This is a genomic window from Paraburkholderia sp. PGU19, from assembly GCF_013426915.1.
Lineage (GTDB): Bacteria > Pseudomonadota > Gammaproteobacteria > Burkholderiales > Burkholderiaceae > Paraburkholderia.
Genome location: NZ_AP023179.1, coordinates 437,653 through 463,967, shown reverse-complemented (window position 1 = coordinate 463,967; position 26,315 = coordinate 437,653). Strand labels below are relative to the sequence as shown.

Genomic DNA, 26,315 nt, shown 5'->3' with positions numbered 1-26,315 from the left:
TCTGCGACGCTGGGTGGTTTTGGGGCTTTGCGCTGGCATCCGGGTGGCTGTGTTTGCTGCGCAAGCGGTTTGATGTTTTTGCCTTTGCGCTTGCATCCGCGATTCGTTAGCGTGCTTCAAGCATCGCCCCTGTGCGGGGCGACGCTTGAAGCAAGGCTAACGAATCGCGGATGCCAGCGAAAACACTAGCAAACCACACCAGCGTACGCAGCAACCACCGCATCGCGAATGCCGGAGCAAAGGCCCAAAAACCACCCAGCGTCGCAGACAAAAAAAACTCACCCCCCATCCCCAGGCAAATCCAAAACCTCTTCCGCGTGCGCAGCACGCTCCTGCTGCAAGGCCCACATCTGCGCAAACAACCCACCAACGAGAAGAAGCTCGCCAAAAGTCCCGCGCTCGACGATGCGCCCCTTATCCATCACGATAATCTGCTCCGCGTGCACAACCGTGGATAGCCGATGCGCAATAATCAAAGTCGTCCGCTCGCGAGCAATCAAATCCAACTCATGCTGGATAGCCCGCTCCGACCGCGAATCAAGCGCCGAAGTCGCTTCATCGAACAGCAGCACAGGCGGATTCTTCAGCACGGTCCGCGCAATCGCAACGCGCTGCTTCTCACCACCAGAAAGCTTCAACCCACGTTCGCCGACGGGCGTGTCATACCCCTTGGGCAAGCTCTCGATAAACTCATGAATATGCGCCGCGCGCGCCGCCGCAATCACCTCGTCGCGCGTCGCCGAAGGCCGGCCATACGCGATGTTGTAATAGATCGTGTCGTTGAACAACACCGTATCCTGCGGCACGATACCGATCGACGCCCGCAGCGAATCCTGCGTCACATCGCGAATATCCTGCCCGTCGATGCGAATCGCGCCGCCCGTCGCACGATCCAGATCGTAGAAGCGAAACAGCAGCCGCGCGAGCGTCGATTTGCCCGAGCCGCTATGGCCAACCACAGCCGTCGTCGTACCGGCAGCAATCGTGAAGCTCACGTCATGCAGAATCGGACGTGCCGGCTCGTACGCGAAGTTCACATGCTCGAAGCTCACCTGCGCGCCGCTCACGACAAGCGGTAACGCATCGGGTGCATCAGGCACTTCGCGCGCCGCCCCAAGCAGCGTGAACATGCGGTCCATATCGGTGAGGCTCTGCTTCAACTCGCGATACACGACACCGAGAAAATTCAGCGGAATATACAGCTGCAACATGAACGTGTTGATCAGCACGAGATCGCCGAGCGTCAGCCGCCCCGCCATCACGCCCTGCGTCGCGCGCCACAGGATGAACACGAGCCCAGTGCCGATGATCGCCTGTTGCCCGAAGTTCAGCGCCGACAGCGAGTTCTGCGACTTGATCGCCGCCGCGCGATAGCGCTTCAGGTTCTCGTCGTAACGCCGCGCTTCCCACTCTTCATTGTTGAAGTACTTGACCGTCTCGTAGTTCAGCAGGGAATCGATGGCGCGCGAGTTCGCCTTTGAATCGAGTTCGTTCATCGTGCGGCGAAAATGCGTGCGCCACTCGGTTACCTTCACCGTGAACGTGATGTACGCGGCCAGTGCGATGAACGTGACGATCGCGTAATACGCCTCGTATTTGACGACGAAGAAGCCGAGCACGAGTCCGACTTCGACGAGCGTCGGCAGAATGCTATAGAGCGAGTACGAGATCAGTTGCGTGATGCCGCGCGTGCCGCGCTCGATATCCCGCGACATGCCACCCGTCTGCCGCTCCAGATGAAAACGCAGCGACAGCGCATGCAGATGCCGGAACACTTTCAGCGCCAGTTGCCGCACCGCGCTTTCCGTCACCTTCGAGAACAGAATTTCGCGCAACTCGGTGAAGAGCGAAGTGGACAGACGCACGACGGCATACGCGACCACCAGCAGCCCCACGCCGCCGAGCAGCACAATACCCGGTGCGTTCGTCGCGCGGCCGAGCGCCGTCAGGTGCTGCACGGAAGCCAGACTGTCGACGATGCGCTTCATCACGATCGGCACGCCCAGATTGGCTACCTTCGCGCCGATCAGGCAGCTGAGCGCGAACACCACGCGCCACTTGTAGGTCGCGAGGTACGGCAACAGCGAGACGATGGTTTGCCAGTCGTTGCGCGGCAGATTCGAAATCGGCGACGGTTCGGACGAAGCGGAAGAGCGACGCATGGTTCTATTGTGGGGAAAGCCAGCACGCTTGACGCGTGACTCGTGGGGAATGTGACAGGCAAGTGCGTTCGACGAACAAAACGGCGTTCCGAACGCGGCACGCTGCCAATAAGTTCCAGCGTGCGCTTTCCCGTACAATTCCTGATCTAGCAACATTGTCGCAGAAGCCGGCTGGCGCCGCTTTCGCCGCGCTGACACTGGTCTTCCCGGTCATGCCGTCGTCGCGAGCGCCATCCCTGTCGGCTCAACTGAATTCACGGATGCCCCGATGACCCAGACTCTCAACCTCCCACAGAAACCATGCGCGCTGCGCGTCGTCCCGCAACCGTCGGACGCGAACGTCCATGGCGATGTGTTCGGCGGCTGGATCATGGCGCAAGTCGATATCGCCGGATCGATTCCCGCAAGCCGCCGCGCGAACGGCCGCGTTGCGACTATCGCCGTCAATTCGTTCGTGTTCAAGCAGCCGGTGTTCGTCGGCGATCTGCTGAGCTTTTACGCGGATATCGTGAAGACGGGCAACACGTCGGTGACGGTTGCCGTCGAGGTCTACGCGCAGCGCATGAGCCTCTCGGAAGAAACCGTGAAGGTGACGGAAGCGACCCTCACCTATGTCGCGACGGACAGCGACCGCCGCCCGCGCGCGCTGCCTGAACTGGACTGAGTTGCCGGACTGAAGCAGGCGTGCCGCGCCCACGCGGCGCGCGGCCTTCAATCCGCCCGTGAAAACCTGACGATCAGGCGTTCGCCGCGATCAGCGCCGCGTTCTCGGCACCCCGCTGCAGCATGCCGGGAATCGCATCGTGCGGCAGCGGCTTCGCGAAGAAATAGCCCTGCATCTCGTCGCACGCGCGCTCCTTGAGAAAGTCGAGTTGCGTCGACGTCTCCACGCCTTCCGCAATCACCTGCAGATTAAGCGAGTGCGCGAGCGCGATGATCGCGGACGTGATCGTCTCGTCGTCCGACGATTCGCCGATATCCGACACGAATGATCTGTCGATCTTCAACCGGTCCACTGGGAAACGCTTCAGATAGCTGAGGCTCGAATAGCCCGTTCCGAAGTCGTCGATTGCAAGACCGATGCCGAGCGCGTGCAGTTCATTGAGCATCGACACGGCTTCTTCCGCGTTCCGCATGATGGTGCTCTCGGTCAGCTCCAACTCCAGATACTGCGGATCGAGCCCGGTTTCCTCCAGCACCTGCATCACGAGTTTCGCGATGTCGCGCTGCTGGAACTGCCGCGCCGACAGATTCACCGACACGCGCGCGGGCGGCAAGCCTTCGTCCTGCCACGCCTTGTTCTGACGGCACGCTTCGCGCAGCACCCATTCCGACAGCGGCCCGATCAGCCCACTCTCCTCGGCGACGGGAATGAACTGCGAAGGCGGAATCAGACCGACTTCCGGATCGCTCCAGCGCACCAGCGCTTCCATGCCGACCACCTGCCCCGTTTCGATATCGACCTGCGGCTGGTAGTGCAACAGGAACTCGTTGTCGCGCAGCGCGCGGCGCAAACGCCGCTCCAGGTTCAGCCGCGCGCCCGCCGACACGTTCATCTCCGGCTGATAGAACTGGAATGTGTTGCGGCCCATGTCCTTCGCGCGGTACATCGCGAGGTCGGCCTTCTTCATCAGTGTCTCGGCGTCGTCGCCGTCCTGCGGGAACAGGCTCGCGCCCATGCTGCAGCCGACATACAACTCCGTGCCGTCGAGCCACACCGGCTCCGAAATCGACGCGCGCACGCGCTCCATCCACGCGATCAGCGACTGCTCGTCGACGGTATCCGTCATCACGATCACGAACTCGTCGCCGCCGTGACGCGCGACGGTGTCGCTCGCCCGCGCGCAGCGCGCGAGACGGTCCGCGACTACCGACAACAGCCGGTCGCCGACGCTATGGCCGAGGCTGTCGTTGACGTTCTTGAAGCCGTCGAGATCGATGAACACGACGGCCACGCCCTTGTGATGCCGCTGCGCGACGATCAGCGCATGCTGCAGCCGGTCGCGCAGCAGATTGCGGTTCGGCAGGCGCGTGAGGCTGTCGTAGTTCGCCTGATATTCGAGCTGTTCCTGATAGCGGATCAGCGCCGTCACGTCGTTGATGACGGCGATGTGGTGCGTGGTCTGGCCGTCGGCGTCGGGCACGGGCGCGATATACAGTTGATTCCAGAACAGCGCGCCGTCCTTGCGGTAATTGCGTAGCACCGCGCTCACTTCGCGATTCGCCGACAACGACTGACGAATCGCGGCGATGCCTTCCTGATCGCGGTCGTCGCGCTGCAACAGGCGGCAGTCCTGGCCGATCACTTCCTGCGGATCGTAGCCCGTGATGCGCTTGAACGCCGGGTTCACGTACTCGATCAGATTGCCTTCCTTAGAAGGCGCCGTAATCAGGATCGCGTTGACGCTCGCATCGAGCGCGCGGCTTTGCAGGCGCAGCGCGAGGTCCGCGCGCTTGCGCTCGGTGATGTCGGTGTACGAGCCGAGCACGCCGATCACGCGGCCGTCGCTGTCGGTGAACGGCAGCTTGCTCGTCACCGTCGTGCGATGCACGCCGTCGATCACCATGTCGGTTTCGTAGTTCATCTTCGGCACGCCAGAGGCCATCACTTCGGTATCCTGGCGGCTAAGCGCGTCGGCGAATGCGCGCCACGGCATGTCCTCGTCGCGCTTGCCGATCACCTGCTCCGGGTAGGCGAGGCCCGCGTCGCGCGCAAATGCCATGTTGCAGCCGAGATAGCGCAGTTCCTTGTCCTTCCAGAAAATGCGCTGCGGGATATTGTCGATCACCGTTTCCAGCATCTGGTTCGAACGCTGCGCTTCGGCTTCGGCGTTGATCTGCTCGGTGACGTCGTCGGCGAGCACGAACAGCGCAGGCCGGCCCATGAAGGTCATCGCGTGATACGAAATGTCGGCGCTGATCTGCGAGCCGTCCTTGCGCCGGTGATGCCAGATGCCCGCCATCGTGCGCCGGCCGCCCGGCCTCACGTCGCTGCGCTGCAAGTGCGATTCGAGCCGCGCGACCTCGGTGTGCGGGCGGATCGCGCGCACGGTCATCGCCAGAAATTCGCTCTCCGTGTACCCGTATTGCTGCACGGCCGCCGCGTTGACGGCCAGAAAGCGCAGCGTATCGCGGTCGAAAATGTACATCGGCACGGGATGCTGTTCGAACAGCCCGCGAAAGCGCTCGTCGTGCCGATGCAGCGCCTTCGCGATGCGCAGCTTTTCGCGCGCGACATTTTCCCGCGCGCCGAAGGTGTAGATGAGCAGCCCGCTGCCCGCGAGCATCGTCACGATCAGGAACAGCATCGCGTAGCGCGAATCGCGCGTCGATGCGTCGAGCGCCGCCTTCAGCGACAGATCTTCCTGCGCGCGCAACTGATCCATGCGCACTTCGAGCCCGTCGACTTCCATCCCGAGACGCGTATAAGTCTGCGCGGCCCACGCGCGCGTGCCGTCCTGCTCCGGTGCGGTGGTTTTGGCGAGCGCGAGCGCGATGTCCTGCTGAAGCCGCGTGCCGTCGGACGTGAGCTGCGCGAGCGCGCCGGCGACGTTCGGCTGGTTCGCCAGCTGCTCGTGCAACGCCCGGTCGATCTTCGCGAGCGAAGCGGACATGGCGGGCACGGCATTGACGGTCGCGGGCGCGGCCGTTGCCTCATAGCGACCGAGCATGTCGAGGCCGTCTTCGAGCGTCGCGCGATAGGCTTCCAGATTCTGGCGGATAGCCGTCGAGCGGACTGTGCGCGCATCGGCGTCGCGCTGTCCGCAAATCTGCGTGTACGCGACGAAGGCGTTCGCGCCGACCGCCGCGGCGACGACCGCCAGATTGATCAGCAGCCGCTTCGATAGAAAAGAGATCATAGGTTCCGAACGTCGTTCGATCCTGCAGGCGGGGGCGCGCGGGAAGCCAGTCAGATGCGCGGTCACATACGGCACGCACGGACGACGCGGACGAACGAAGCGGACGAACGAAGCGCAGCCGGGCGCAGCGCTTTACGCGCCAACCTTTGGATAACGGCAGCGATCGGAAGAGATTGAGGGCAAAAACGAAAAAATCTTGCGCCAGATTCAGCTGGCGAGGCCAAATTCCTTCATTGCCGGTGAAAAATCATGATTGCTCGCCGTCTTGCGCGACAGTTTGGCGAGCACATAGCGCTGAAACGGGTCGAGCCGCGCCCACTGCACCCCGCTCGGCGCGGGGAGATTCGCGAGTTGCGCCTGATTCAGAACGGTATCCGGCACGACTGCAGTGTCGCGCCATGCCGGGTTATCCTCCGGCGTGAACCATTCGGGCTCGATGTTTGCGTGCGTGCGCATCATCTCGAAGAGGGCGTGATCGAAGTTCGGCTCGATCGCCGTGTCGTCTTCGACGGGAAAGCGCGCCAGCAGCACGCGGTCTTCGTGCGGCAGCGTCTGCCATTGTTCGAGCGAAATCCGCAGCCCGAACCGGTCGAGATTGAATCGGACGACCATCGGAATGAATTTCAGATTCTCCGAAGATTCAACCTCGAAGTTGAACAGCAGGGGCGCATCATTGAGTCCCATGACAGATTCCTCTTGTTCGGCGGCCAACGCGCTATGCCGGTCTGAGGTATTTTAGAACCATATTGGCAGCGCGGCGGCCCTAAGACGGGTCGAAGCATTCGAGCAGGAGTCAGCAGGTGAACGAACTGGAAACGGGCGAACAACCGGGCATCGTCGAGCAGGCGGTGCGCCGGCACCGTGGCGGCGCGGTCGAGAGCGTCGCCGATCATGTCGGCCAGGAGTGGCCCGTTGCGCTCGTCTTCAACGGCATTTCGCACGCGGTGATGATGTGCACGCCGCGCGATCTCGAAGAGTTCGCGGTGGGTTTTGCGATTTCGGAAGGGATTGTCGAGCGCGGCGCGCACATTCAGGACATCGAGGTCGAGTTCCGCGACGGCAAGTTGCCGCATGCGGAAGTGCAATTGACCGTCGTGCAGCAGGCGTTCGTCGCGCTGAAGGAAAAGCGCCGCGCGCTGTCGGGCCGCACGGGTTGCGGCGTGTGCGGGATCGAGAGCATTGATCTGCTGGATCTGGCGCCCGAGCGGGTGCCCGACACGGGCTTTCTGCAGCGCCTGGCGCCCGATGCGATCGCGCGCGCCGCGAAGGAACTGCCCGCGCATCAGGCGCTCACTAAGATGACGGGCGGCCTGCACGCCGCCGCGTGGTGCGATGCGACGGGCGCGATCCAGTATGCGTTCGAGGACGTGGGCCGTCATAACGCGCTCGACAAGCTGATCGGGCGGCTGTCGCTGGATCGCGTCGATACGAAGGAAGGCTTCGTCTTCCTGTCGAGCCGCGCGAGCTACGAGCTGGTGCGCAAGGCGGCGCGCGTCGATATTCCGATGGTCGCGACGATTTCGGCGCCGTCGTCGCTGGCGATTACGATTGCGCGCGAGGCGGGCGTGCGGTTGGTGAGCTTCTGTCGCGAGGCGGGCTACGTCGATTACGACACTGTCTGACGCGGCCGCCTCGTTTCCCGTTTAGCTGAACTGGCGGAAGTCCGGTTTGCGCTTCTCGAAGAATGCCTTGAACGCTTCCTTCGCTTCGGGTGCGAGCAGCATCTTGGCGAAATGCACGGCTTCGTCGGTCATTTGGGTCTGGATTTCGTGCTGCGCGGCGCGCTTCATTAACTGCTTGGTTACGCGGAGCGACGATGCTGGCAAGGCGGCCAGCTTTTGCGCCTGCTGCAGCGCGAATGCGTCGACTTCGGCCGCGGGCAGGATGCGGTTCACGAAGCCCATGCGTTGCGCTTCTTTGGCGTCGAACGGTTCGCCGAGCATCAGCTTTTCCGCTGCGCCCTGATAGCCCGCGACGCGTTGCAGCAGCAGCGACGATGCGGCTTCCGGGCACAGGCCCAGTTGCGCGAATGGCAGCGAGAAGGTCGCTGTGTCGCCGGCGTAGACCAGGTCGCAATGCAGCAGCAGCGTTGTGCCGATGCCTACGGCTGCGCCGGCTACTGATGCCACTAGTGGTTTTTCTGCCGAGCTGATGGCCCGCAGGAACTGGAAGACCGGGGCGTCGTCGCTGACGGGCGGTTGCTTCATGAAGTCTTCGAGGTCGTTGCCGGCGCTGAAGATTCCCGCGCTACCGCGGATTAGCACCGCGCGGGTGGCCGGGTCTTGTTGCGCTTCGACCAGCGCGTCGGCCATCGTTTGGTACATCGCTGCTGTGATTGCGTTTTTCTTTTCCGGGCGGGTGAAGGCGATTGTTTGCACGTCGTGTGTGCGGGTGATTTCGATGTCCATTTGTCACTCCTCCATGTTGTTGCCTTTGCGGTGCGTTTTGGCCTTTGCGCTGGCATCCGCGTTACGGTGTTTGCTGCGCACGCTTCGATGTTCTGTGCTTGCCGTTTCGCTGGCGTCCGCGATTCGTTAGCGTGCTTCAAACGTCGCCCCTGTGCGGGGCGGCACCTACTTTTCTTTGCCGCCGCAAAGAAAAGTAGGCAAAAGAATGCGGCTAACACCGCCAGTTCTTCTTCCTGCCTGAGGGCCCCCAACCGGTCCCTCACTTCACACGGCAACTTTCCTGTTCGCGTTCGTTGCCAACGCTCCAATCCAGCGCATCACCCACTTCACACACCCGCGTCGCAGCATGCCGCACCAGATATTCCACGGCCGCCCAGGTGGCAAACTGTGTGTAGGCCCCAGGTGCTCCGCACGCCTCACTCCGGACCGATAGGGGCACGCGTCCCACCCTGTAAGAGCGCCGCGTTATACGACGCGACAACCTACACACAGTTTGCCACCTAGGCGGCACAATCCATTCGCTGCCGCTTGCCCGAGGACGAGTATTGGAAGCGGGTGAGGCGTTCATTCGAAGCGTTGGCAACACGCGCGAACAAGGATGTTGCCGTGTGAAGCGTAAGACCCTTTGGGGGCCCTCAGGCAAGAAGAAATGTTGGCGGTGTTAGCCGCTTTCTTTTGCCTACTTTTCTTTGCGGCGGCAAAGAAAAGTAGGTGCCGCCCCGCACAGGGGCGACGCGTGAAGCACGCTAACGAATCGCGGATGCCAGCGCAAACACAAGCAAACCACACCAGCGTGCGCAGCAACCCCCGCTTCGCGAATGCCAGCAAAACCACATGCGAACCACAAAAAACCAGCGGCCCGCAAGCACCCCACCACCACCACTCAAACCCGCTCAATAATCCCAGCCGCACCCATCCCGGTGCCCACACACATAGTGACCATCCCGTACTTCAAATTCCGCCGCCGTAGGCCATGAACAACGGTAGCAGCGCGAATCGCCCCCGTAGCCCCCAGCGGGTGCCCCAACGCAATAGCCCCACCCAGCGGATTAATCTTCGAAACATCGAGCCCAAGATCGTTGATAACCGCCAGAGACTGCGCGGCAAAAGCCTCATTCAACTCGATCCAGTCGATATCGTCCTGCTTGAGCCCCGCGGCCTTCAGTGCCGCCGGAATCGCTTCCTTCGGACCAATCCCCATGATCTCCGGAGGCACTCCGCGCACCGCGAAGCTGACAAACCTGGCCAACGGCGTCAGATTGAACTGCTTGAGAATCTTCTCCGACACCACGATCAACGCGCCCGCCCCATCCGACGTCTGCGAACTATTCCCCGCCGTCACCGAGCCCTTGTTCGCAAACACCGTGCGCAACTTCGCCAGCCCTTCCATCGACGTATCCGCGCGCGGACCTTCATCGAGCTTCACCTCGCGCGTCTTCACCCTCACTTCGCCCGTCGCGAGATCGGGAAAACGCTCGGTGATCGTGTAGGCCGCGATCTCGTCGTCGAACTCGCCCGCCTGTTGCGCAGCAACCGCCTTGCGATGCGATTCGACCGAAAACTGATCCTGCTGCTCGCGGCTCACCTTCCAGCGCTCCGCAACCTTCTCTGCCGTCAGGCCCATCCCGTAAGCAATTCCCACATCTTCATTGCGATCGAAAATATGCGGCGACAGCGACGGCTTGTTGCCCATCATCGGCACCATGCTCATCGATTCGCACCCGCCCGCGATCAGCACGTCCGATTCGCCGACGCGAATGCGATCCGCCGCTATCGCCAGCGCCGTTACGCCCGATGCGCAGAAGCGGTTCACCGTCACGCCGCCGACCGTATTCGGCAAGCCGGCGAGCAACGCGCCCATGCGTGCCACGTTCAAACCCTGTTCGGCTTCGGGAATCGCGCAGCCGACAATCGCGTCTTCGATCAGTGACGTGTCGAGGCCCGGCACCTGCGCGACGGCCGAGCGGATCGCGTGCACCAGCAGTTCGTCCGGGCGCGTGTTCCTGAACATTCCGCGCGGCGCCTTGCCAATCGGCGTGCGGCTCGCGGCGACGATATATGCATCCTGCAGTTGCTTGGTCATTTTTGAGGTTCTCCTGTCGACCAGAGTTGGCGCTTTAGCGCCTTACTCTGGTCCCACGCCATGTCGAACAGAGTTAGCGCTTTAGCGCTTACTCTGATCCCTTGGTGAGTCGACCAGAGTTGGCGCTTTGGCGCCGTACTCTGGTCCCATGCCATGTCGATCAGAGTTAGCGCTTCAGCGCTTACTCTGATCCTATGGCGAATCGTCAGTTGCGCACCGGCTTGCCCGTCTGCAGCATGCCCATGATCCGTTCCTGCGTCTTCTGCGTGCCGAGCAACTCGACAAACGCGCGACGCTCCAGCGCCAGCAGCCATTCTTCATCGACGAGACTGCCCGCTTCGACATCTCCACCGCACACAGCTTCCGCGATGCGGCTCGCGATCAGGTAATCGTGCTCGCTGATGAACTGGCCATCGCGCATGTTCACCAGCGACGCCTTGATCGTCGAAATCGCCGAACGCCCCGCAACAGGCACCTGCGTTACGCGCAGCGGCGGACGGTAACCTGCAGCAGCCAGCGCGCGCGCTTCCTTCTTCGCAGTGTCGAGCAGTTCAAAGACGTTGAATACGATCGTGTCCGACGGCTTCAGATAGCCCATCGCGCGGGCTTCGAGCGCCGAGCCCGAGACCTTCGCCATCGCCGCGTTCTCGAATGACTTCTGCAGGAACTTGAGCAGATCACTGGTCGCGCCCACTTGCGTCGCGGCCTCGGCCGCGCGCAATGCCGCTTCCTTCAGACCGCCGCCCGCCGGCACGAGACCGACGCCCACTTCAACCAGACCGATATAGCTCTCGACATGCGCAACCCGCTTCGCACTGTGCAGTACCAGCTCGCATCCGCCGCCCAGCGCGATGCCCGACACGGCCGCGACCACGGGCACGTTCGAATACTTCACGCGCAGCATGCCCTGCTGGAACTTCTTCACGAACGGCTCGATGCCCTTGGCACCGCCCATCATGAACGCGGGCATCGCTTCTTCGAGATTCGCGCCCGCCGAGAACGGGCCGCCCGGCGCGCCGAGTTTCAGCGACGTCGGTTGCCAGATCACGACGGCCTTGTAGTCCTTCTCGGCGACGTCGATAGCCTGCGTGATGCCGTCGATTACCGACGGTCCGATCGTGTTCAGCTTGCTCTTGAACGACACGATCAACACGTCGTTCTCGCCCGCGCGATCGTCGACCCATGCGCGCACGGCATCCGTCTCGAACACAGTCTTGCCGTACGTCTTCGGATCGGCGCCTGTTTCGCCCGCGAGCGGCGCGCGGAACACCTGCCTGTCGTACACGGACAGCGACGAGCGCGGCACAAAGCGCTTTTCAGCCGGCGACCACGAGCCTTCGTTCGTATGCACGCCGCCCTTTTCGGCGACCGCACCTTCCAGCACCCACACGGGCAGCGGCGCATTCGACAACGCCTTGCCTGCCGCGATGTCTTCCTGCACCCACTCGGCGATCTGCTTCCAGCCCGCCGTCTGCCAGCCCTCGAACGGACCTTCGTTCCAGCCGAAACCCCAGCGGATCGCGAGATCGACGTCGCGCGCGTTGTCGGCGATCGACTCCAGATGCACGCCGATGTAATGGAACACGTCGCGGAAAATCGCCCACAGGAACTGCGCCTGCGGATGCTGCGATTCGCGCAGCAGCTTCAGACGCTCGGCGGGCGGGCGCTTGAGAATGCGGCCAACCAGTTCGTCCGCCTTCGCGCCGCCATCGACATACGCGCCCGACTTCGGGTCGAGCACCTTGATCGCCTTGCCTTCCTTCTTGTAGAAGCCCGCGCCCGTCTTCTGCCCGAGTGCGCCCTGCTTCACCAGTCCGGCGAGCACGGCAGGCGTTTCATAGACCGGGAAGAAGGGGTCGTCGGCGAGGTTGTCCTGCATCGTCTTGATGACGTGCGCCATCGTGTCGAGACCGACCACGTCCGCCGTGCGGAACGTCGCCGACTTCGCGCGGCCCAGGCGGCTGCCCGTCAGATCGTCGACTTCATCGAAGCGCAGACCGAACTTCTCGGCTTCCTTGATGACCGCGAGAATCGAGAAAATGCCGACGCGGTTCGCGATGAAGTTCGGCGTGTCCTTGGCGCGCACCACGCCCTTGCCGACCACGCTCGTCAGGAACGTTTCGAGTTGATCGAGGATTTCCGGGCGCGTCGCCGTGGTCGGGATCAGCTCGACCAGATGCATGTAGCGCGGCGGATTGAAGAAGTGCACGCCGCAAAAGCGCGCCTTCAGTTCGTCGGAGAAACCGTTCGACAGCTCGGTGATCGACAGGCCCGATGTGTTGCTCGCGAAAATCGCGTTCGGGCCGATGTGCGGCGAGACCTTCTTGTACAGGTCGTGCTTCCAGTCCATGCGCTCGGCGATCGCCTCGATCACCACGTCGCATTCGGCGAGCTTCTCGATGTCGTCGTCGTAGTTGGCGGGCTGGATGTATTGCGCGTCGTCCTTCACGCCGAACGGCGCGGGCGACAGCTTCTTCAGGTTTTCGATCGCTTTCAGCGCGATGCCGTTCTTCGGGCCTTCTTTGGCTGGCAGGTCGAACAGCAGCACAGGCACCTTCGCGTTGATCAGGTGCGCAGCGATCTGCGCGCCCATCACGCCGGCGCCAAGTACGGCGACCTTGCGAATGATCAGATTGCTCACGTCGTTCCTCCGGGGCGTTATGCGGTGTCGCGAGTCACCGCGCGCGGGCTTCGATGAGCGGCGCGCGGCGTATGTGTGTGAGTGTGGCGGCGGCGCATGACTGTGGTGCGCCGCCTCGCGATGCGTTTAGAACAGCGCTGCGTCGATTTCCATCAACGTCTTCGAGCCGGCGCGCGCGGCGCGGATCGTCGAGGCCGTTTCGGGCAGGAGCTTCGCGAAGTAGAAGCGCGCGGTGGCGAGCTTCGACTTGTAGAACGGATCGCCTGATGCTTCGTTGTCGAGCGCGATGCGCGCCATGCGGGCCCAGAAGTACGAGAACACCAGGTGGCCGACCGTGCGCAGGTACGGCACAGCCGCGGCACCGACTTCGTCGGGGTTCTGCATCGCCTTCATGCCGATTTCCATCGTCAGCTTCTGCACCTTGTCGCCGATATCCGCGAGCGGATTGACGAACTCCTGCATCTCCGGCTTGATGCCCTCTTCCTCGACGAAATCCGTCACCAGCTTGCCGAATTTCTTGAGCTTCGCGCCCATGTCGCCGAGCACCTTGCGGCCCAGCAGATCGAGCGACTGAATCGAGTTCGTGCCTTCGTAGATCATGTTGATGCGCGCGTCGCGCACATATTGCTCCATGCCCCACTCGGTGATGAAGCCGTGGCCACCGTAGATCTGCATGCCCATGTTCGTGCCTTCGAACGCGTTGTCCGTCAGGAAGGCCTTGATGACGGGCGTGAGCAGCGCGACGAGGTCGGCGGCGTCTTTGCGCACCGATTCGTCGGCATGCGACAGCTCCTTGTCGATGTTCAGCGCGGCCCAGTACGTGAACGCGCGCGCGCCTTCCGCGTAGGCCTTCTGCGTGAGCAGCATGCGGCGCACGTCGGGATGCACGATGATCGGATCGGCGGCTTTCTCGGGCGCTTTCGGGCCCGTCAGCGAGCGCATCTGCAGACGCTCCTTCGCGTAGACGAGCGAGTTCTGGTACGCGACTTCCGTCAGCCCCAGACCCTGCATGCCGACGCCCAGGCGCGCGGCGTTCATCATCACGAACATCGCGTTGAGGCCCTTGTTCGGCTCGCCGACCAGCCAGCCCTTCGCGCTGTCGAGATTGATCACGCACGTCGCGTTGCCGTGAATGCCCATCTTGTGTTCGATCGAGCCGCACTTCGCGCCGTTGCGCTCGCCGGGATTGCCGCTTGCGTCGGGAATGAACTTCGGCACGACGAACAGCGAAATGCCCTTCGTGCCTTGCGGCGCATCCGGCAGGCGTGCCAGCACGAGGTGAACGATGTTCTCGGCGAGATCGTGCTCGCCGCTGGAAATGAAAATTTTGGTGCCGCTGATCGCGTACGAGCCGTCGCTATTCGGCTCGGCCTTCGTGCGCAGAATGCCGAGGTCGGTGCCGCAATGCGGCTCGGTCAGACACATCGTGCCCGTCCATTCACCCGACACCAGTTTCGGCAGATATGTCTGCTGCAGTTCCGGCGTGCCGTGCGCGTGCAGGCACTCGTAAGCGCCGTGCGACAGGCCGGGGTACATCGCCCAGGCCTGGTTCGCCGAGTTCATCATCTCGTACATCGCGTTGTTGACGAACGCGGGCAGGCCCTGGCCGCCGAAGTCAGGATCGCAGCCGAGCGCGGGCCAGCCCGCCTCGACGTATTGCCGGTACGCCTCCTTAAAGCCCTTCGGCGTGGTGACGACGCCATCGCCTTCGTATTTGCAGCCTTCCTGGTCGCCGCTCTGGTTCAGCGGGAACAACACTTCCGAGCAGAACTTGCCGGCTTCCTCGAGCACCTGGTTGATCGTGTCGGCATCGAGATCAGCGTGCTTCGGCATCTGTTTGATCTCGGCTTCGACGTTCAGCAGCTCGTGCAATACGAATTGCATGTCGCGCAACGGCGCGGCGTACTGTCCCATGAGTCTCTCCAATCAATCCAAAGGTGTTGGCTCGAGCTCCGCTGCCAGTCTCCCCGCCGTCTGGATCCATCCGATCAGGACCCAACCAGCCTCGCTAGCGGCTTGCGCTCTCGCTCTGATACGAAACAATCAGTTTTTCCAGCGCGGCCCACGTCAGGCGCACGGCATCGGGCAGATGCAGGAAGCGTGCGTCATGATGCAAGCCGAGCGTGAAGCTATACAGTTCGAAAAGCATCAGTTGCGGATCGGTGTCCACACGCAGATGCCCTTCTTCCATTGCCTGCGAAATGGCTCGCGTAAGCGCCGCGCGCCACATCGTGACGCTCGCGACCAGTTGCTCGCGCACCGCGCTGTCCGCGCGATCGTCATACTCGACCGCGCCGCTGATGTAGATGCACCCAGTCGTCACTTCCTGGATGCGCTTCTCGATCCAGCGCGAGATCATCGCGCGCAAGCGCGGCAAGCCTCGGGGCTCGCGCAGACTCGGGAAAAACACCTCGTCCTCGAAACGACGGTGATATTCGCGCACCACTTCGACCTGCAGGTCTTCGCGCGACCCGAAATGCGCGAACACTCCGCTCTTGCTCATCTGCATGCGCTCGGCGAGCAGACCGATCGTCAGACCTTCCAGTCCGTCGCGGCTTGCCAGATCAAGTGCTGCATCGAGAATCGCGGCTCGCGTTTGTTCGCCTTTTCGCATAGCTGTGTACCGTCTGATTTGACCGAAAGAAAAATCGAACGGTCGTACCATTATTGTGGGTGACCGTCCGCGAGACAAGGACTTTATTAGAAACGGGTTTCTAACACGTTCTGATTTTCCGTCATTCGCCTATAAGAGGATGCGGAATTTTTAGAATCATTTGCCAGAACTGATCTGAGTTGTCTCCGATTATTGATTATTATGAATAGGCTTTTGTCTGCCTTTTTCTGTATCGCCTCTTAATCGTACCCGCCCACCGTCAGCAGCTTCATCGCGAGCCGGTAGGTGTTGTACGCAAACCAGTTCAGCAGACGCTCGCCAGCGGGACGCGCCGCATAGCGCTTCTCGTCGATGCGACGCCCCTCGTCGAACGCGGCGACGATTGCCGTGCGCAGCTGGTCGATCTCCGGGTGCAGCACGAGCACGACGTTCGCCTCGTTGTTCAGCATCAGGCTCAGCGCGTCGAGATTCGACGAGCCGACCGTCCCCCAGTTCGAATCGACCACGGCGACCTTGCCGTGCAGCATCGTCTTTTCGTATTCGGCGATCTTGACGCCAGCCTTCAGCAACGTGCGGTACAGGAACGGCACCGCGTAGTCGAGCATCGCGAACTCTTTCCTGCCGATCACGAGGCGCACGTCGATGCCGCGTTGCGCCGCGTAGATCAGCGCGCGCCGCAGCTTGCGTCCGGGCATGAAGTACGGATTGGCCAGCAGCACTTCGGAGCGCGCCTGGCCGATTGCGGTGAGATACGCTTTTTCGATTGCGCGCCGGTTGACGAAGTTGTCGCGCGCGACGAACGCGACGCACGGCTCGGCCATCGCCCGCATGTCGGCTGTACGGGCGCTGCGGCGCACGCGTACGAAGCGTTCAGTCGCGGCCTGCGGCGTCGCCCCGCCGACGGGCGGCGGCACGAGCGCCGGGCGATGGCCGATGCGGATGCGCTCCCACTGCACGTCGAACGCTTCGAGTACGTCGGCCACCACGGGGCCTTCCAGCTCGACGGCGAAGTCCCAGCGCGCGTAAGGCAGACGCGTGCCGTTCTGATCGTAGTCGTCGACGACATTGATGCCGCCGCAATACCCGAATTCGCCGTCGACGACGGCGAGCTTGCGGTGCGTGCGCGAGAAGCCGAATCGCCCAAAAATATGCGGGTTGTAAATGCGATGCTCGATGCCCGCCACCTGCCAGTCGTTGAACATCGGCAGGCGCTCGGTGCCGACGCCATCGGTGATCACGCGCACGCGCACGCCGCGCGTGGCGGCGCGGATCAGCGCGTCGGACACGGGACGGCCGGCGGCATCGTCGCAAAAGATGTAGGTTTCCAGCGCGACGTCGCTTTTCGCAGCGTCGATCCGTTCGATCAACGCGGCAAAGTACGTCTCGCCCGCCGTGAACAGGCGCACCGAGTTGCCGGAACAAAAGCGATACCTGGACCAGTAACGCCGGCCAGGCAAATGCTGTGTCAGCCGGTCGAAGCGGCGGCCACCGCCGCCGCTCATCGGCAACGCTCCTTCACGCGTTGCGGCAGCTGCAGGATCGCGTCGCGGTTGGACCACGAGAAGCAGCGCTCGGCCGCCTCTTGCCAGGGCAGCCACAGATGCGCGGTGTGCTCAAGGGGCGCAAGCGTCACTTCGAGACGTTGCGGCACCTGCAGGCTGAACCAGTGCTCGGTGTTGTGCGTGACGCCTTCGGCATAGCGGTGACGCCAGGTCGGGAAGATTTCGAAGTCGATATGGTGATGCCAGTCGACGAGCGCCTCACGCGACACGACCTCGCCGCCAATCACGATACCCGTCTCTTCCGCCACTTCGCGGATCGCCGTCTGCGCGATCGGTTCGTCGACGTGATCCTTCGAGCCCGTCACGGATTGCCAAAAGGCCTCCCGGTCGGCTCGTTCAATGAGCAGCACGTCGAGATCGGGCGTATGAATGACGACGAGAACGGATTCCGGAATCTTCGGCGGTTTCGGCATGGTGATAAAGCGGGGCGCGGTTTTGCTGACTGGACCGCGCGATTGCATGTCGGACGGAAGAGCTTACAACGACTGTAACGCAAAAAGCGAAAAAGGCGCATAACGCGCCTTTTTCACTAGTAGTTTGGCGGGCGCGTCGTTGTTTTAACGACGCAACCGCGCAAACGGTCACATTTACGCTTTCTGCTCGGGCTGACGCAGACGGATGTGCAGTTCCTTCAACTGACGCTCGTCGACTTCGCTCGGCGCCTGCGTGAGCAGATCCTGCGCGCGCTGCGTCTTCGGGAACGCGATCACGTCGCGGATCGAGTCGGCGCCCGCCATCATCGTGACGATGCGGTCCAGACCGAACGCGATGCCGCCGTGCGGCGGCGCGCCGTACTGCAGCGCGTCCAGCAGGAAGCCGAACTTCGCGCGCGCTTCCTCGGCGCCGATCTTCAACGCGCGGAACACCTTGCTCTGCACGTCTTCCTGGAAGATACGCACCGAACCGCCGCCGATTTCCCAGCCGTTCAGCACGATGTCGTAGGCCTTCGCGAGGCAGCGGCCCGGGTCCGTTTCCAGATACTCCAGGTGCTCGTCCTTCGGGCTCGTGAACGGGTGGTGCGCGGCGACGTAGCGGTTTTCTTCTTCGTCGTATTCGAACATCGGGAAGTCGACGACCCACAGTGGCTTCCAGCCCTTCTCGACCAGACCGTTGGCCTTGCCGAACTCCGAGTGGCCGATCTTCAGACGCAGCGCGCCGAGGCTGTCGTTGACGACCTTCGCACGATCCGCCGCGAAGAAAATGATGTCGCCGTCCTGCGCGCCCGTGCGCTCGATGATGGCCGCGATGGCCGCGTCGTGCAGGTTCTTGACGATCGGGCTTTGCAGGCCGTCACGGCCCTTCGCCACTTCGTTGATCTTGATCCACGCCAGACCCTTCGCGCCGTAGATGCGCACGAATTCCGTGTAGCTGTCGATGTCGCCACGCGACAGCTCGCTGCCCTTCGGCACGCGCAGCGCCGCGACGCGGCCGTCTTTCGTGTTGGCGGGCGTGCTGAACACCTTGAAGTCGACGTCCTTCATCGCGTCCGTCAGTTCCGTGAATTCGAGCTTGACGCGCAGGTCGGGCTTGTCCGAACCGAAACGGCGCATCGCTTCCGAATACGGCATCACGGCGAACTTCGCGTCGAGGTCGACGCCGATCGTTTCCTTGAACACGTGACGCGTCATGTCTTCGAACAGGTCACGGATTTCCTGCTCGCCCAGGAACGACGTTTCGCAGTCGATCTGCGTGAATTCCGGCTGACGGTCGGCGCGCAGGTCTTCGTCGCGGAAGCACTTGACGATCTGGTAATAACGGTCGAAGTTCGCGACCATCAGCAACTGCTTGAAGAGCTGCGGCGATTGCGGCAGCGCGAAGAACTGGCCCGCGTTCACACGCGACGGCACGAGGTAATCGCGCGCGCCTTCCGGCGTGCTCTTGGTCAGCATCGGCGTTTCGATGTCGATGAAGCCGCGCGAATCGAGGTACTTGCGCACTTCCATCGTCACGCGATAACGCAGACGCAGGTTGTGTTGCATCTGCGGACGGCGCAGGTCCAGCACGCGGTGCGTGAGGCGCGTGGTTTCCGACAGGTTGTCGTCGTCGAGCTGGAACGGCGGCGTGACCGACGCGTTCAGCACGTTCAGCTCGTGGCACAGCACCTCGATCTTGCCGCTCGTCAGGCTGGCGTTGGTCGTGCCTTCCGGACGGTTGCGCACGACGCCCTTCACCTGGACGCAGAATTCGTTGCGCACGCCTTCAGCCGTCTTGAACATCTCAGCGCGGTCCGGGTCGCAGACGACCTGAACGAGGCCTTCGCGGTCGCGCAGGTCGATGAAGATAACGCCGCCATGGTCGCGGCGCCGGCTCACCCAGCCGCACAGCGACACAGTTTGACCCAGCAGGTGTTCGGTCACCAGACCGCAGTATTCAGATCTCATCGACATGATGTTTGTCTTTCGTTTTGCATTGGTTGAACGGCGCGCGCCGCACCATGTGACGGGCGGCGCAAGCCGGCATTACAGCGGTGGCTCGACAGGCGTGCGGCGCTCCGGCGCCGGCTGATTCGCGGGCGGAGCAACGACGCCCATCGAGACGATGTACTTGAGTGCGGCGTCGACAGTCATGTCGAGCTCGATCACTTCGCTTTTCGGCACCATCAGGAAGAAGCCGGACGTCGGGTTCGGCGTGGTCGGCACATAGACGCTGACGTGCTCTTCCTTGAGATGGTTGACGACGTCGCCGCCGGGAATGCCCGTCAGAAACCCGATAGTGTAGGACCCTTTGCGCGGATATTCGATCAGCAACGCCTTACGGAACGCGTTCCCGCTGGACGACAGCAGCGTGTCGGACACCTGCTTGACGCTGGTGTAGATCGGGCCGACGACGGGAATGCGCGCGACGATCAGTTCCCACCAGCCGACGAGCTTCTGCCCAACAAAGTTCTGCGTCAATAGACCGACGACAAAAATGAAAGCGAGCGTCAATACGGCACCGAGACCCGGCAAGCGGAAGCCGAGCACCCGCTCCGGCTGCCACGAACGGGGCAACAGCAGCAGCGTCTGATCCATCGTGCCGATGATCAGGCCGAGCACCCACAGCGTGATGGCAAGAGGCACCAGCACCAGCAGGCCCGTCAGAAACACCGATTTGAGCGTCGTCTTTTTCGTCGTCATGTATACCGCCAGAAATCCGCGCGACTGCGTTGCGCGGCGTCTACGTCACCTCACGGTGGCGAAACTGCTAGGTGCCCGAGCTGCTCGCGGGAGCGGGTGCCGCTGCCGGCGCCGGGGCGGCAGCCGGCGTAGTCGTGGAAGCTGCGCTGTCGGACGAACCCGTCGCCTCCGGCTTGCTGTCCGTTTTGGACGCCGACGCGTCCGTGGCGTTGCTGGCAGCGCCGCCCGCGTTGTTGCCTGAATTGCCGCCGCGGAAGTCCGTGACGTACCAGCCCGAACCCTTCAGCTGAAAACCAGCGGCGGTGACCTGTTTGCGGAAAGCATCGGTTCCGCACTCCGGGCATTGCGTCAACGGGGCGTCGCTCATTTTCTGGAGCACGTCCTTCGCGAAGCCGCATGACTCGCAACGATAAGCGTAGATCGGCATGACCTTGTCCCTACTGAAATCTCTTTGAACGCTTGCAAAGCCTTGAATTATAGCCGCAAACAATGGCACGCCCCGGAATTCGGGGTGGAACGGCCGACGCAGCCGCCACGCTCTAGATGAGGTCGGCGGAGTCGGGAATCAAGCCCTTGCCGCGCCTATGCGCCGCGCCGACGCAAGGTGAGCCAGCGCTCGCGTCCGGCGAAGACGGGGATCGAGTCGCCGACGGGTTCGTCCTCCAGCAACTCGAAATGGGGCGTCAGCAGCGCGTCGAGTTCGGCCCGCTCGATGATGAACGGCGGGCCTTTTGGCGAGCCGGTCGGCGAGCCTTTCGGCGCGCCTTCGCCAATGAAAAAGAAACCAGCGAGCAATCCGCCCGCGGGCAAGAGTTCAGCCATGCGCGCCAGCCATTCCGCGCGCCGCGAGGGCGGCAACGCGCATAAAAATGCCCGCTCGTAGATCCAGCCCAGCTCGAATGGCGGCGTGTACGTGAAAAAGTCCGCCTGTTCGACGAGGCTTGCATGCGCGCCCAGTTGAGCGCGGGCGGCTTCCACGGCATGGGCCGCAAAGTCGATCGCCCGGAGCGTCCAGCCTTTTTCGGCGAGCCACCACGCTTCGTACGCGCTGCCGCAGCCGGGAATAAGCACGGGCATCGGCGCGTGCCGGTCGACAAACGCCTTGAACGCCGACGGCACGCCTGCCTGATCCCACGGCGTGAAACCGCGTTCGAAGCGCTCGTCCCAGAAGCCGGGCGCGTTCGGATCGCGGCTCTCGAACGCTGGCGGCGCGGGAGAAACATTCGGCTTGCGATCGCTCATCGGTACATCTCCTAAAACGCCGTCAATACCCGCCGTACGCAATGGCGAGCCATGCGCGCGCCAGCACCGCACCGACACCCACGGCCACGCCGAACATCAGCAGACCTTGCAGCAGCCGGTTCGTGCGCTTCTGCTCGAGCAGGATCTGGCGGATGGTTTCGTCGTTGATCCCGCGCTGCTGCACGTCATGACGCTGCGCCAGCACGTGATGGATCAGCCGCGGCAGCTGCGGCAGCGTCTTGCTCCACTGCGGCGCCTCGATTTTCAGCCGCTCATACCAGCCTTTCGCGCCTATCTGCTCGTTCATCCAGCGTTCCAGATACGGCTTGGCGGTCTTCCACAAGTCGAGTTCGGGATCGAGTGAACGGCCCAGACCTTCGACGTTCAGCATCGTCTTCTGCAGCAGCACCAGTTGCGGCTGGATTTCGACGTTGAAGCGGCGCGACGTCGAGAAGAGCCGCATCAACACCTGGCCGAGCGAAATGTCCTTCAGCGCGCGATCGAAGTACGGCTCGCAGACCGCGCGAATCGCGCTTTCGAGTTCTTCGACACGCGTCGTGGGCGGCACCCAGCCGGACTCCAGATGCAGCGTCGCGACGCGGTGGTAGTCGCGCTTGAAGAACGCGAGAAAGTTCTGCGCGAGATAGTTCTTATCGAAGTCCGACAGCGCGCCGATGATGCCGAAATCCAGCGCGATATAACGGCCGAAATGCACCGGATCGAGACTGACCTGGATGTTGCCTGGGTGCATGTCCGCGTGGAAAAAGCCGTCGCGGAACACCTGCGTGAAGAAAATCTCGACGCCCTCGCGCGCGAGCTTCGGAATATCGACGCCCGCCGCCCGCAGCGTATCGACCTGGCTGATCGGCACGCCGACCATCCGCTCCATCACGAGCACGTTCGCCGTGCAGAACTCCCAGTACATCTCCGGGACGAGCAGCAGATCCAGGCCCGCGAAGTTACGCCGCAGCTGGCTGCCGTTCGCGGCTTCGCGCATCAGGTCGAGTTCGTCGTGCAGATACTTGTCGAATTCCGCGACCACTTCGCGCGGCTTCAGGCGCTTGCCGTCCGCCCACAGACGCTCCGCCCACACGGCGATGTCGCGCAGCAGCGCGAGATCGGAATCGATCACGGGAAGCATGTTCGGCCGCAGCACCTTCACGGCGACCTGCTTGCCCGCGTGCTGGCCCGTCTTCAAGGTCGCGAAGTGAACCTGCGCGATCGACGCGCTCGCCACGGGCACGCGTTCGAAGTCGTCGAAGATCGTATCGACGGGCGCGCCGAGCGACTTTTCGATGATCGCGATCGCCACCGCCGAATCGAATGGCGGCACCTGATCCTGCAGCTTGGCAAGCTCGCTGGCGATGTCGGGGCGCAGCAGGTCGCGGCGCGTGGACAGCACCTGGCCGAACTTCACGAAAATCGGCCCGAGGCTTTCGAGCGCGAGACGCAGCCGCACGCCCGGCGGCTGGTCGAACTTCCGGCCGATCGTGGTGATACGCAGCAACATCCGCACGCGGCGATCGTTGATGCGGCTCAGCATCATCTCGTCCAGCCCAAAGCGGATGACGGTAAAGAAAATCTTGAGGAAACGCAGGAAACGCATGGTTGAGCCCGGTGACTAGCGCGTGCCGCGCGACGTGGCGGCGCCGCCCGGCGCATTGGCGCCGCGGGCTTCGACCTTCTGTTCGAGACGCTCGATGCGCTTTTCGACGCGCGCGAGCGCGTCGCGGGCGCGCGCCAGCTCGACGTTGAAGTCGTCGAGCGCGGTGCGGCGCACGAGCTGCGGGTTTTCGTCCAGCAGATATTCGGCAACCGATTCGACCAGATTGCGGCCCGTGCGTAGCGCATGGTCGCCGACCGTGCGCGCCACCGACGCGATCCGCCACGCGGGCCCGTCGCCGATCAGCTTGGCCAGATCTTCTTCCGGCTCCCAGCGCAGATGCTCGGCAAGCTTCGCGATGACTGTCGCGAACTCGGCGTCGCCTTCGATCTTCACGTGCTTCATTACGGCCGCCTGGCCGCCCTGCAGGAACGCGGGGACGGCGTCCGGCGGCACCGAGACGGTGACGTCGAACGTGTTGTGCGCTTCGCTTTCGTCGACGGCGCTCAGATAGCCGTCCGGCTGCACCAGCAAAATCAGCGTGACGGGAGGACAGGACAGCCGCGCAATCTTGCCGGCGTACGGGGTGAGACGTTCGCGCGCCCACGTTTCGCGAGCGAGCAGATGGTTGACGGCAGCAGCGAAGGGCTTGGCGGCAAGGGTCATCGGCAGTGGAAAGAGAAAACCCGCGCCGGCGACTGCCGACGCGGGTTCCTATTGTAACGTCCGTTCGCTTTGAGCCTGGCTCCGCCGAACGGCTAATCCTTTACAGGATCAGTGAAGATTCACTTGCTGGATGCCTGCGAGCAGCCAGCCTTCGCCAGTGCGCTTCGACAGGTTCCAGATTTCCTCGAACGGCTCCGCCGCACTGCCCGACGTTTCGCGGATAAGACCGTGGAAGCGCACGCTCGCGAGATATTCGCTGCCGCGATCTTCGACGCCCAGCAGATCGGCGTCCAGCTTCACGACGTCCGTCTGGTTCTTTTCGGCGCCCCGCGAACTCAGGTCGACCCTCACTTCGGCAAACATTTCAGGCGTCGTGAACTCGCGGATGTCGTCCATGTTGCCCGCGTCCCACGCAGCCTGCAGGCGCACGAAGTAGACCTTCGCGTTGCGCAGGAACGCTTCCGTATCGAAGCCTGCCGGAACGGCCGGCGCGGCGGCGACTTCAGGCGTCGTCAGCGGGTTGCCTTGCGGCCCGAGGTACGAGCCCGTCGGCGGCGCCGTGTAGCGCGGCTCCTGCGCGTAACCCGTGCCGCCCGCGTTCAGCGTCGGCGCGCCGCCCGCGTAAGCCGGCGTCTGCGCGTCGCGCTTGCGGGCGACGAACTTGCGGATCAACCAGACGGCGACGAACGCGATCAGCGCGATCACGATCAGGTTCGACATCATGCCGGCGAACGCTTCGCCAAGACCGAGGTGCGACAGCAGCGCTGCGATGCCGAGACCCGCCGCGAGACCGGCGATCGGCCCGAGCCAGCGCGAGCGGTTAGGCTGCGCAGCGGGCGTGGGCGGCGGCGTGGCGGGACGCTGCTGCTGCATCGCCTGCGACGGCGCACCCGGCGACTGCGAAGGCGCCGACTGCTGTGACGGCTGGGTGATGTTCGACTGACGCCCGATACTGCGGCCGCCGCCCATGCGTTTCGCTTCGGCGTCGAGCGAGGCCAGCGTGCCGATCGAAATCAGGCCGACCATCGCGATCAGTCCGATTCTCCTCGCCCATGCCCCCTTGACCTTACAACGAGATGACAGATTCGAATCAGACATTTCTGCAATTTCCTTTTAAAAACGAGAGGTTAGGGACATTAGTATTTCGTCCCCACATGTAAGGCTACCACGCCAGCTGACAAATTGTAATATTTGACGGCTTCGAGGCCTGCTTGTTCCATCATCGTCTTCAAAGTTTCTTGATCCGGATGCATGCGGATCGATTCGGCCAGGTAGCGGTAGCTCTCTGCGTCCTTCGCGAAGCGCTCGCCGAGCCAGGGGAGCACCTTAAAAGAATAGACGTCGTACGCCTTCTTGAGCGGGTCCCACACTTTCGAAAATTCCAGCACGAGCACGCGCCCGGCCGGCTTCAACACGCGGCGCATCTCGGCGAGCGCCGCGTCCTTGTGCGTCATGTTGCGCAAGCCGAATGCCACCGTCACCACGTCGAAGTAATTGTCCGGAAACGGGATTTTCTCGGCGTCGCAGAGCAGCGTCGGGGTGATGATGCCCTTGTCGATCAGGCGGTCGCGGCCCACGCGCAGCATCGATTCGTTGATGTCCGTGTGCCACACTTCGCCCGTCTCGCCCGCCTGCTTCGCGAAGGTCTTCGACAGATCGCCCGTGCCGCCCGCAATGTCGAGCACCCGGTAGCCGGGCCGCACGTTGGCCTGCGCGATCGTGAACGCCTTCCACGCGCGGTGCATCCCGCCCGACATCAGGTCGTTCATCAGGTCATAGTTGGAGGCGACCGAGTGGAACACGCCGGCCACTTTCTTCGCTTTTTCCTGTTCGTCGACTGTCTGATAGCCGAAGTGGGTTTTGGTCATCGCGCTTCGTCCTTTCGCGTATTCTAAGAAATTGTTGCGCCGCATCAAGCGACGGGAAGGCGGGAATCGTATCAGTGTCTGTGGCCGTGCGCAGGGCCGGATACGGGCATCGGCGCGTCCCGGTCGACGCCTGCCGCCTTAAGTTTGGCGAAATACTCGGCCCAGAGTTCGTCCTGGCGGGTCGCGAGGTCCCACAGCAAGTCCCACGAATAGATGCCCGTGTTATGGCCGTCGGAGAAAGTCGGCTGCAGCGCATAGTTCCCAACGCCTTCGAGCGCTGTGATCGACACCTCGCGCTTGCCTGTCTGCAGCGTCTCCTGGCCCGGGCCGTGGCCGCGCACTTCCGCCGACGGCGAATAGACGCGCATCAACTCGAACGGCACGCGGTAACTCTTGCCGTCCGCGTACTGCAATTCGAGCACGCGCGACACGGCATGAACGACGACGCCGGCGGGCACCGGCGTGTCGGGTTTCAATCCACTCATGATGA

At 62.9% G+C, this 26,315-nt stretch carries 21 protein-coding genes; 2 read left to right on the top strand and 19 right to left on the bottom strand.

From position 1 onward, the window contains the following. Positions 1-278 precede the first annotated feature (278 nt). Positions 279-2,162: an ABC transporter ATP-binding protein/permease gene (locus tag H1204_RS02045; RefSeq protein ID WP_180729606.1), complete on the bottom strand. Its 1,884-nt coding sequence runs from the start codon at positions 2,160-2,162 to the stop codon at positions 279-281. A gap of 268 nt (positions 2,163-2,430) precedes the next feature. Between H1204_RS02045 and H1204_RS02040 the strand changes: the two genes are divergently transcribed. Next, positions 2,431-2,826, top strand: a complete 396-nt coding sequence (locus H1204_RS02040; RefSeq protein WP_007579793.1) for an acyl-CoA thioesterase — start codon at positions 2,431-2,433, stop codon at positions 2,824-2,826. A gap of 73 nt (positions 2,827-2,899) precedes the next feature. On the opposite strand, the gene H1204_RS02035 is transcribed toward H1204_RS02040, so the two are convergent. Both H1204_RS02035 and H1204_RS02030 read right to left on the bottom strand, forming a co-directional pair. Continuing rightward, the gene (locus tag H1204_RS02035; RefSeq protein ID WP_180729605.1) at positions 2,900-6,022 is read right to left on the bottom strand and encodes an EAL domain-containing protein; all 3,123 of its coding nucleotides are present in this window, start codon (positions 6,020-6,022) and stop codon (positions 2,900-2,902) included. A 207-nt stretch (positions 6,023-6,229) separates the two neighbouring features. After that, positions 6,230-6,706, bottom strand: coding sequence for a nitrate reductase associated protein (locus H1204_RS02030; protein WP_180729604.1), 477 nt, complete (start codon positions 6,704-6,706; stop codon positions 6,230-6,232). Positions 6,707-6,822: 116 nt separating this feature from the next. Here H1204_RS02030 and fdhD point away from each other — a divergent pair, with 116 nt between their 5' ends. Then, entirely contained in the window at positions 6,823-7,644 is an 822-nt protein-coding gene (gene fdhD, locus H1204_RS02025; protein ID WP_079497983.1) for a formate dehydrogenase accessory sulfurtransferase FdhD, read from the top strand. Between the two features lie 21 nt (positions 7,645-7,665). On the opposite strand, the gene H1204_RS02020 is transcribed toward fdhD, so the two are convergent. The 16 genes from H1204_RS02020 to H1204_RS01945 all read right to left on the bottom strand — a co-directional run bounded on the left by H1204_RS02020 (position 7,666) and on the right by H1204_RS01945 (position 26,310). Beyond that, positions 7,666-8,430, bottom strand: coding sequence for an enoyl-CoA hydratase (locus tag H1204_RS02020; protein ID WP_180729603.1), 765 nt, complete (start codon positions 8,428-8,430; stop codon positions 7,666-7,668). A gap of 883 nt (positions 8,431-9,313) precedes the next feature. Next, positions 9,314-10,513: an acetyl-CoA C-acyltransferase gene (locus H1204_RS02015; protein WP_180729602.1), complete on the bottom strand. Its 1,200-nt coding sequence runs from the start codon at positions 10,511-10,513 to the stop codon at positions 9,314-9,316. A gap of 205 nt (positions 10,514-10,718) precedes the next feature. After that, the gene (locus H1204_RS02010) at positions 10,719-13,154 is read right to left on the bottom strand and encodes a 3-hydroxyacyl-CoA dehydrogenase/enoyl-CoA hydratase family protein (RefSeq protein ID WP_180729601.1); all 2,436 of its coding nucleotides are present in this window, start codon (positions 13,152-13,154) and stop codon (positions 10,719-10,721) included. A gap of 126 nt (positions 13,155-13,280) precedes the next feature. Then, on the bottom strand, positions 13,281-15,068 hold the full coding sequence (locus tag H1204_RS02005) for an acyl-CoA dehydrogenase C-terminal domain-containing protein (protein ID WP_180729600.1): 1,788 nt from the start codon (positions 15,066-15,068) through the stop codon (positions 13,281-13,283). Between the two features lie 94 nt (positions 15,069-15,162). Further along, positions 15,163-15,768, bottom strand: coding sequence for a TetR/AcrR family transcriptional regulator (locus tag H1204_RS02000; RefSeq protein WP_180729599.1), 606 nt, complete (start codon positions 15,766-15,768; stop codon positions 15,163-15,165). A 239-nt stretch (positions 15,769-16,007) separates the two neighbouring features. Further along, complete coding sequence (gene clsB, locus H1204_RS01995; RefSeq protein ID WP_180729598.1) at positions 16,008-17,270, bottom strand: cardiolipin synthase ClsB; 1,263 nt, start codon at positions 17,268-17,270, stop codon at positions 16,008-16,010. Next, complete coding sequence (nudB, locus tag H1204_RS01990) at positions 17,267-17,743, bottom strand: dihydroneopterin triphosphate diphosphatase (RefSeq protein ID WP_180729597.1); 477 nt, start codon at positions 17,741-17,743, stop codon at positions 17,267-17,269. Before nudB ends, clsB begins: the two co-directional genes overlap by 4 nt. 174 nt (positions 17,744-17,917) lie before the next feature. Further along, the gene (aspS, locus tag H1204_RS01985; protein ID WP_180729596.1) at positions 17,918-19,717 is read right to left on the bottom strand and encodes an aspartate--tRNA ligase; all 1,800 of its coding nucleotides are present in this window, start codon (positions 19,715-19,717) and stop codon (positions 17,918-17,920) included. Between the two features lie 72 nt (positions 19,718-19,789). After that, the gene (locus tag H1204_RS01980) at positions 19,790-20,446 is read right to left on the bottom strand and encodes a DUF502 domain-containing protein (RefSeq protein WP_180729595.1); all 657 of its coding nucleotides are present in this window, start codon (positions 20,444-20,446) and stop codon (positions 19,790-19,792) included. A 67-nt stretch (positions 20,447-20,513) separates the two neighbouring features. Continuing rightward, positions 20,514-20,873, bottom strand: a complete 360-nt coding sequence (locus H1204_RS01975) for an FmdB family zinc ribbon protein (RefSeq protein ID WP_180729594.1) — start codon at positions 20,871-20,873, stop codon at positions 20,514-20,516. Between the two features lie 155 nt (positions 20,874-21,028). After that, complete coding sequence (locus H1204_RS01970; RefSeq protein ID WP_180729593.1) at positions 21,029-21,688, bottom strand: thiopurine S-methyltransferase; 660 nt, start codon at positions 21,686-21,688, stop codon at positions 21,029-21,031. Positions 21,689-21,710: 22 nt separating this feature from the next. Then, positions 21,711-23,294, bottom strand: coding sequence for a ubiquinone biosynthesis regulatory protein kinase UbiB (gene ubiB / locus H1204_RS01965; protein WP_180729592.1), 1,584 nt, complete (start codon positions 23,292-23,294; stop codon positions 21,711-21,713). 15 nt (positions 23,295-23,309) lie between these two features. Further along, positions 23,310-23,957: an SCP2 sterol-binding domain-containing protein gene (locus H1204_RS01960; RefSeq protein ID WP_180729591.1), complete on the bottom strand. Its 648-nt coding sequence runs from the start codon at positions 23,955-23,957 to the stop codon at positions 23,310-23,312. Between the two features lie 108 nt (positions 23,958-24,065). Continuing rightward, positions 24,066-25,055 carry a TIM44-like domain-containing protein gene (locus H1204_RS01955; RefSeq protein WP_180729590.1) on the bottom strand — a complete coding sequence of 330 codons (990 nt, stop codon included), beginning with the start codon at positions 25,053-25,055 and terminating at the stop codon, positions 24,066-24,068. Between the two features lie 38 nt (positions 25,056-25,093). Further along, positions 25,094-25,825, bottom strand: a complete 732-nt coding sequence (gene ubiE / locus H1204_RS01950) for a bifunctional demethylmenaquinone methyltransferase/2-methoxy-6-polyprenyl-1,4-benzoquinol methylase UbiE (RefSeq protein ID WP_042315322.1) — start codon at positions 25,823-25,825, stop codon at positions 25,094-25,096. A gap of 71 nt (positions 25,826-25,896) precedes the next feature. After that, a complete protein-coding gene (locus H1204_RS01945) occupies positions 25,897-26,310 on the bottom strand; it encodes a DUF971 domain-containing protein (RefSeq protein WP_180729589.1) in 414 nt (137 codons plus the stop codon). Positions 26,311-26,315 lie beyond the last annotated feature (5 nt).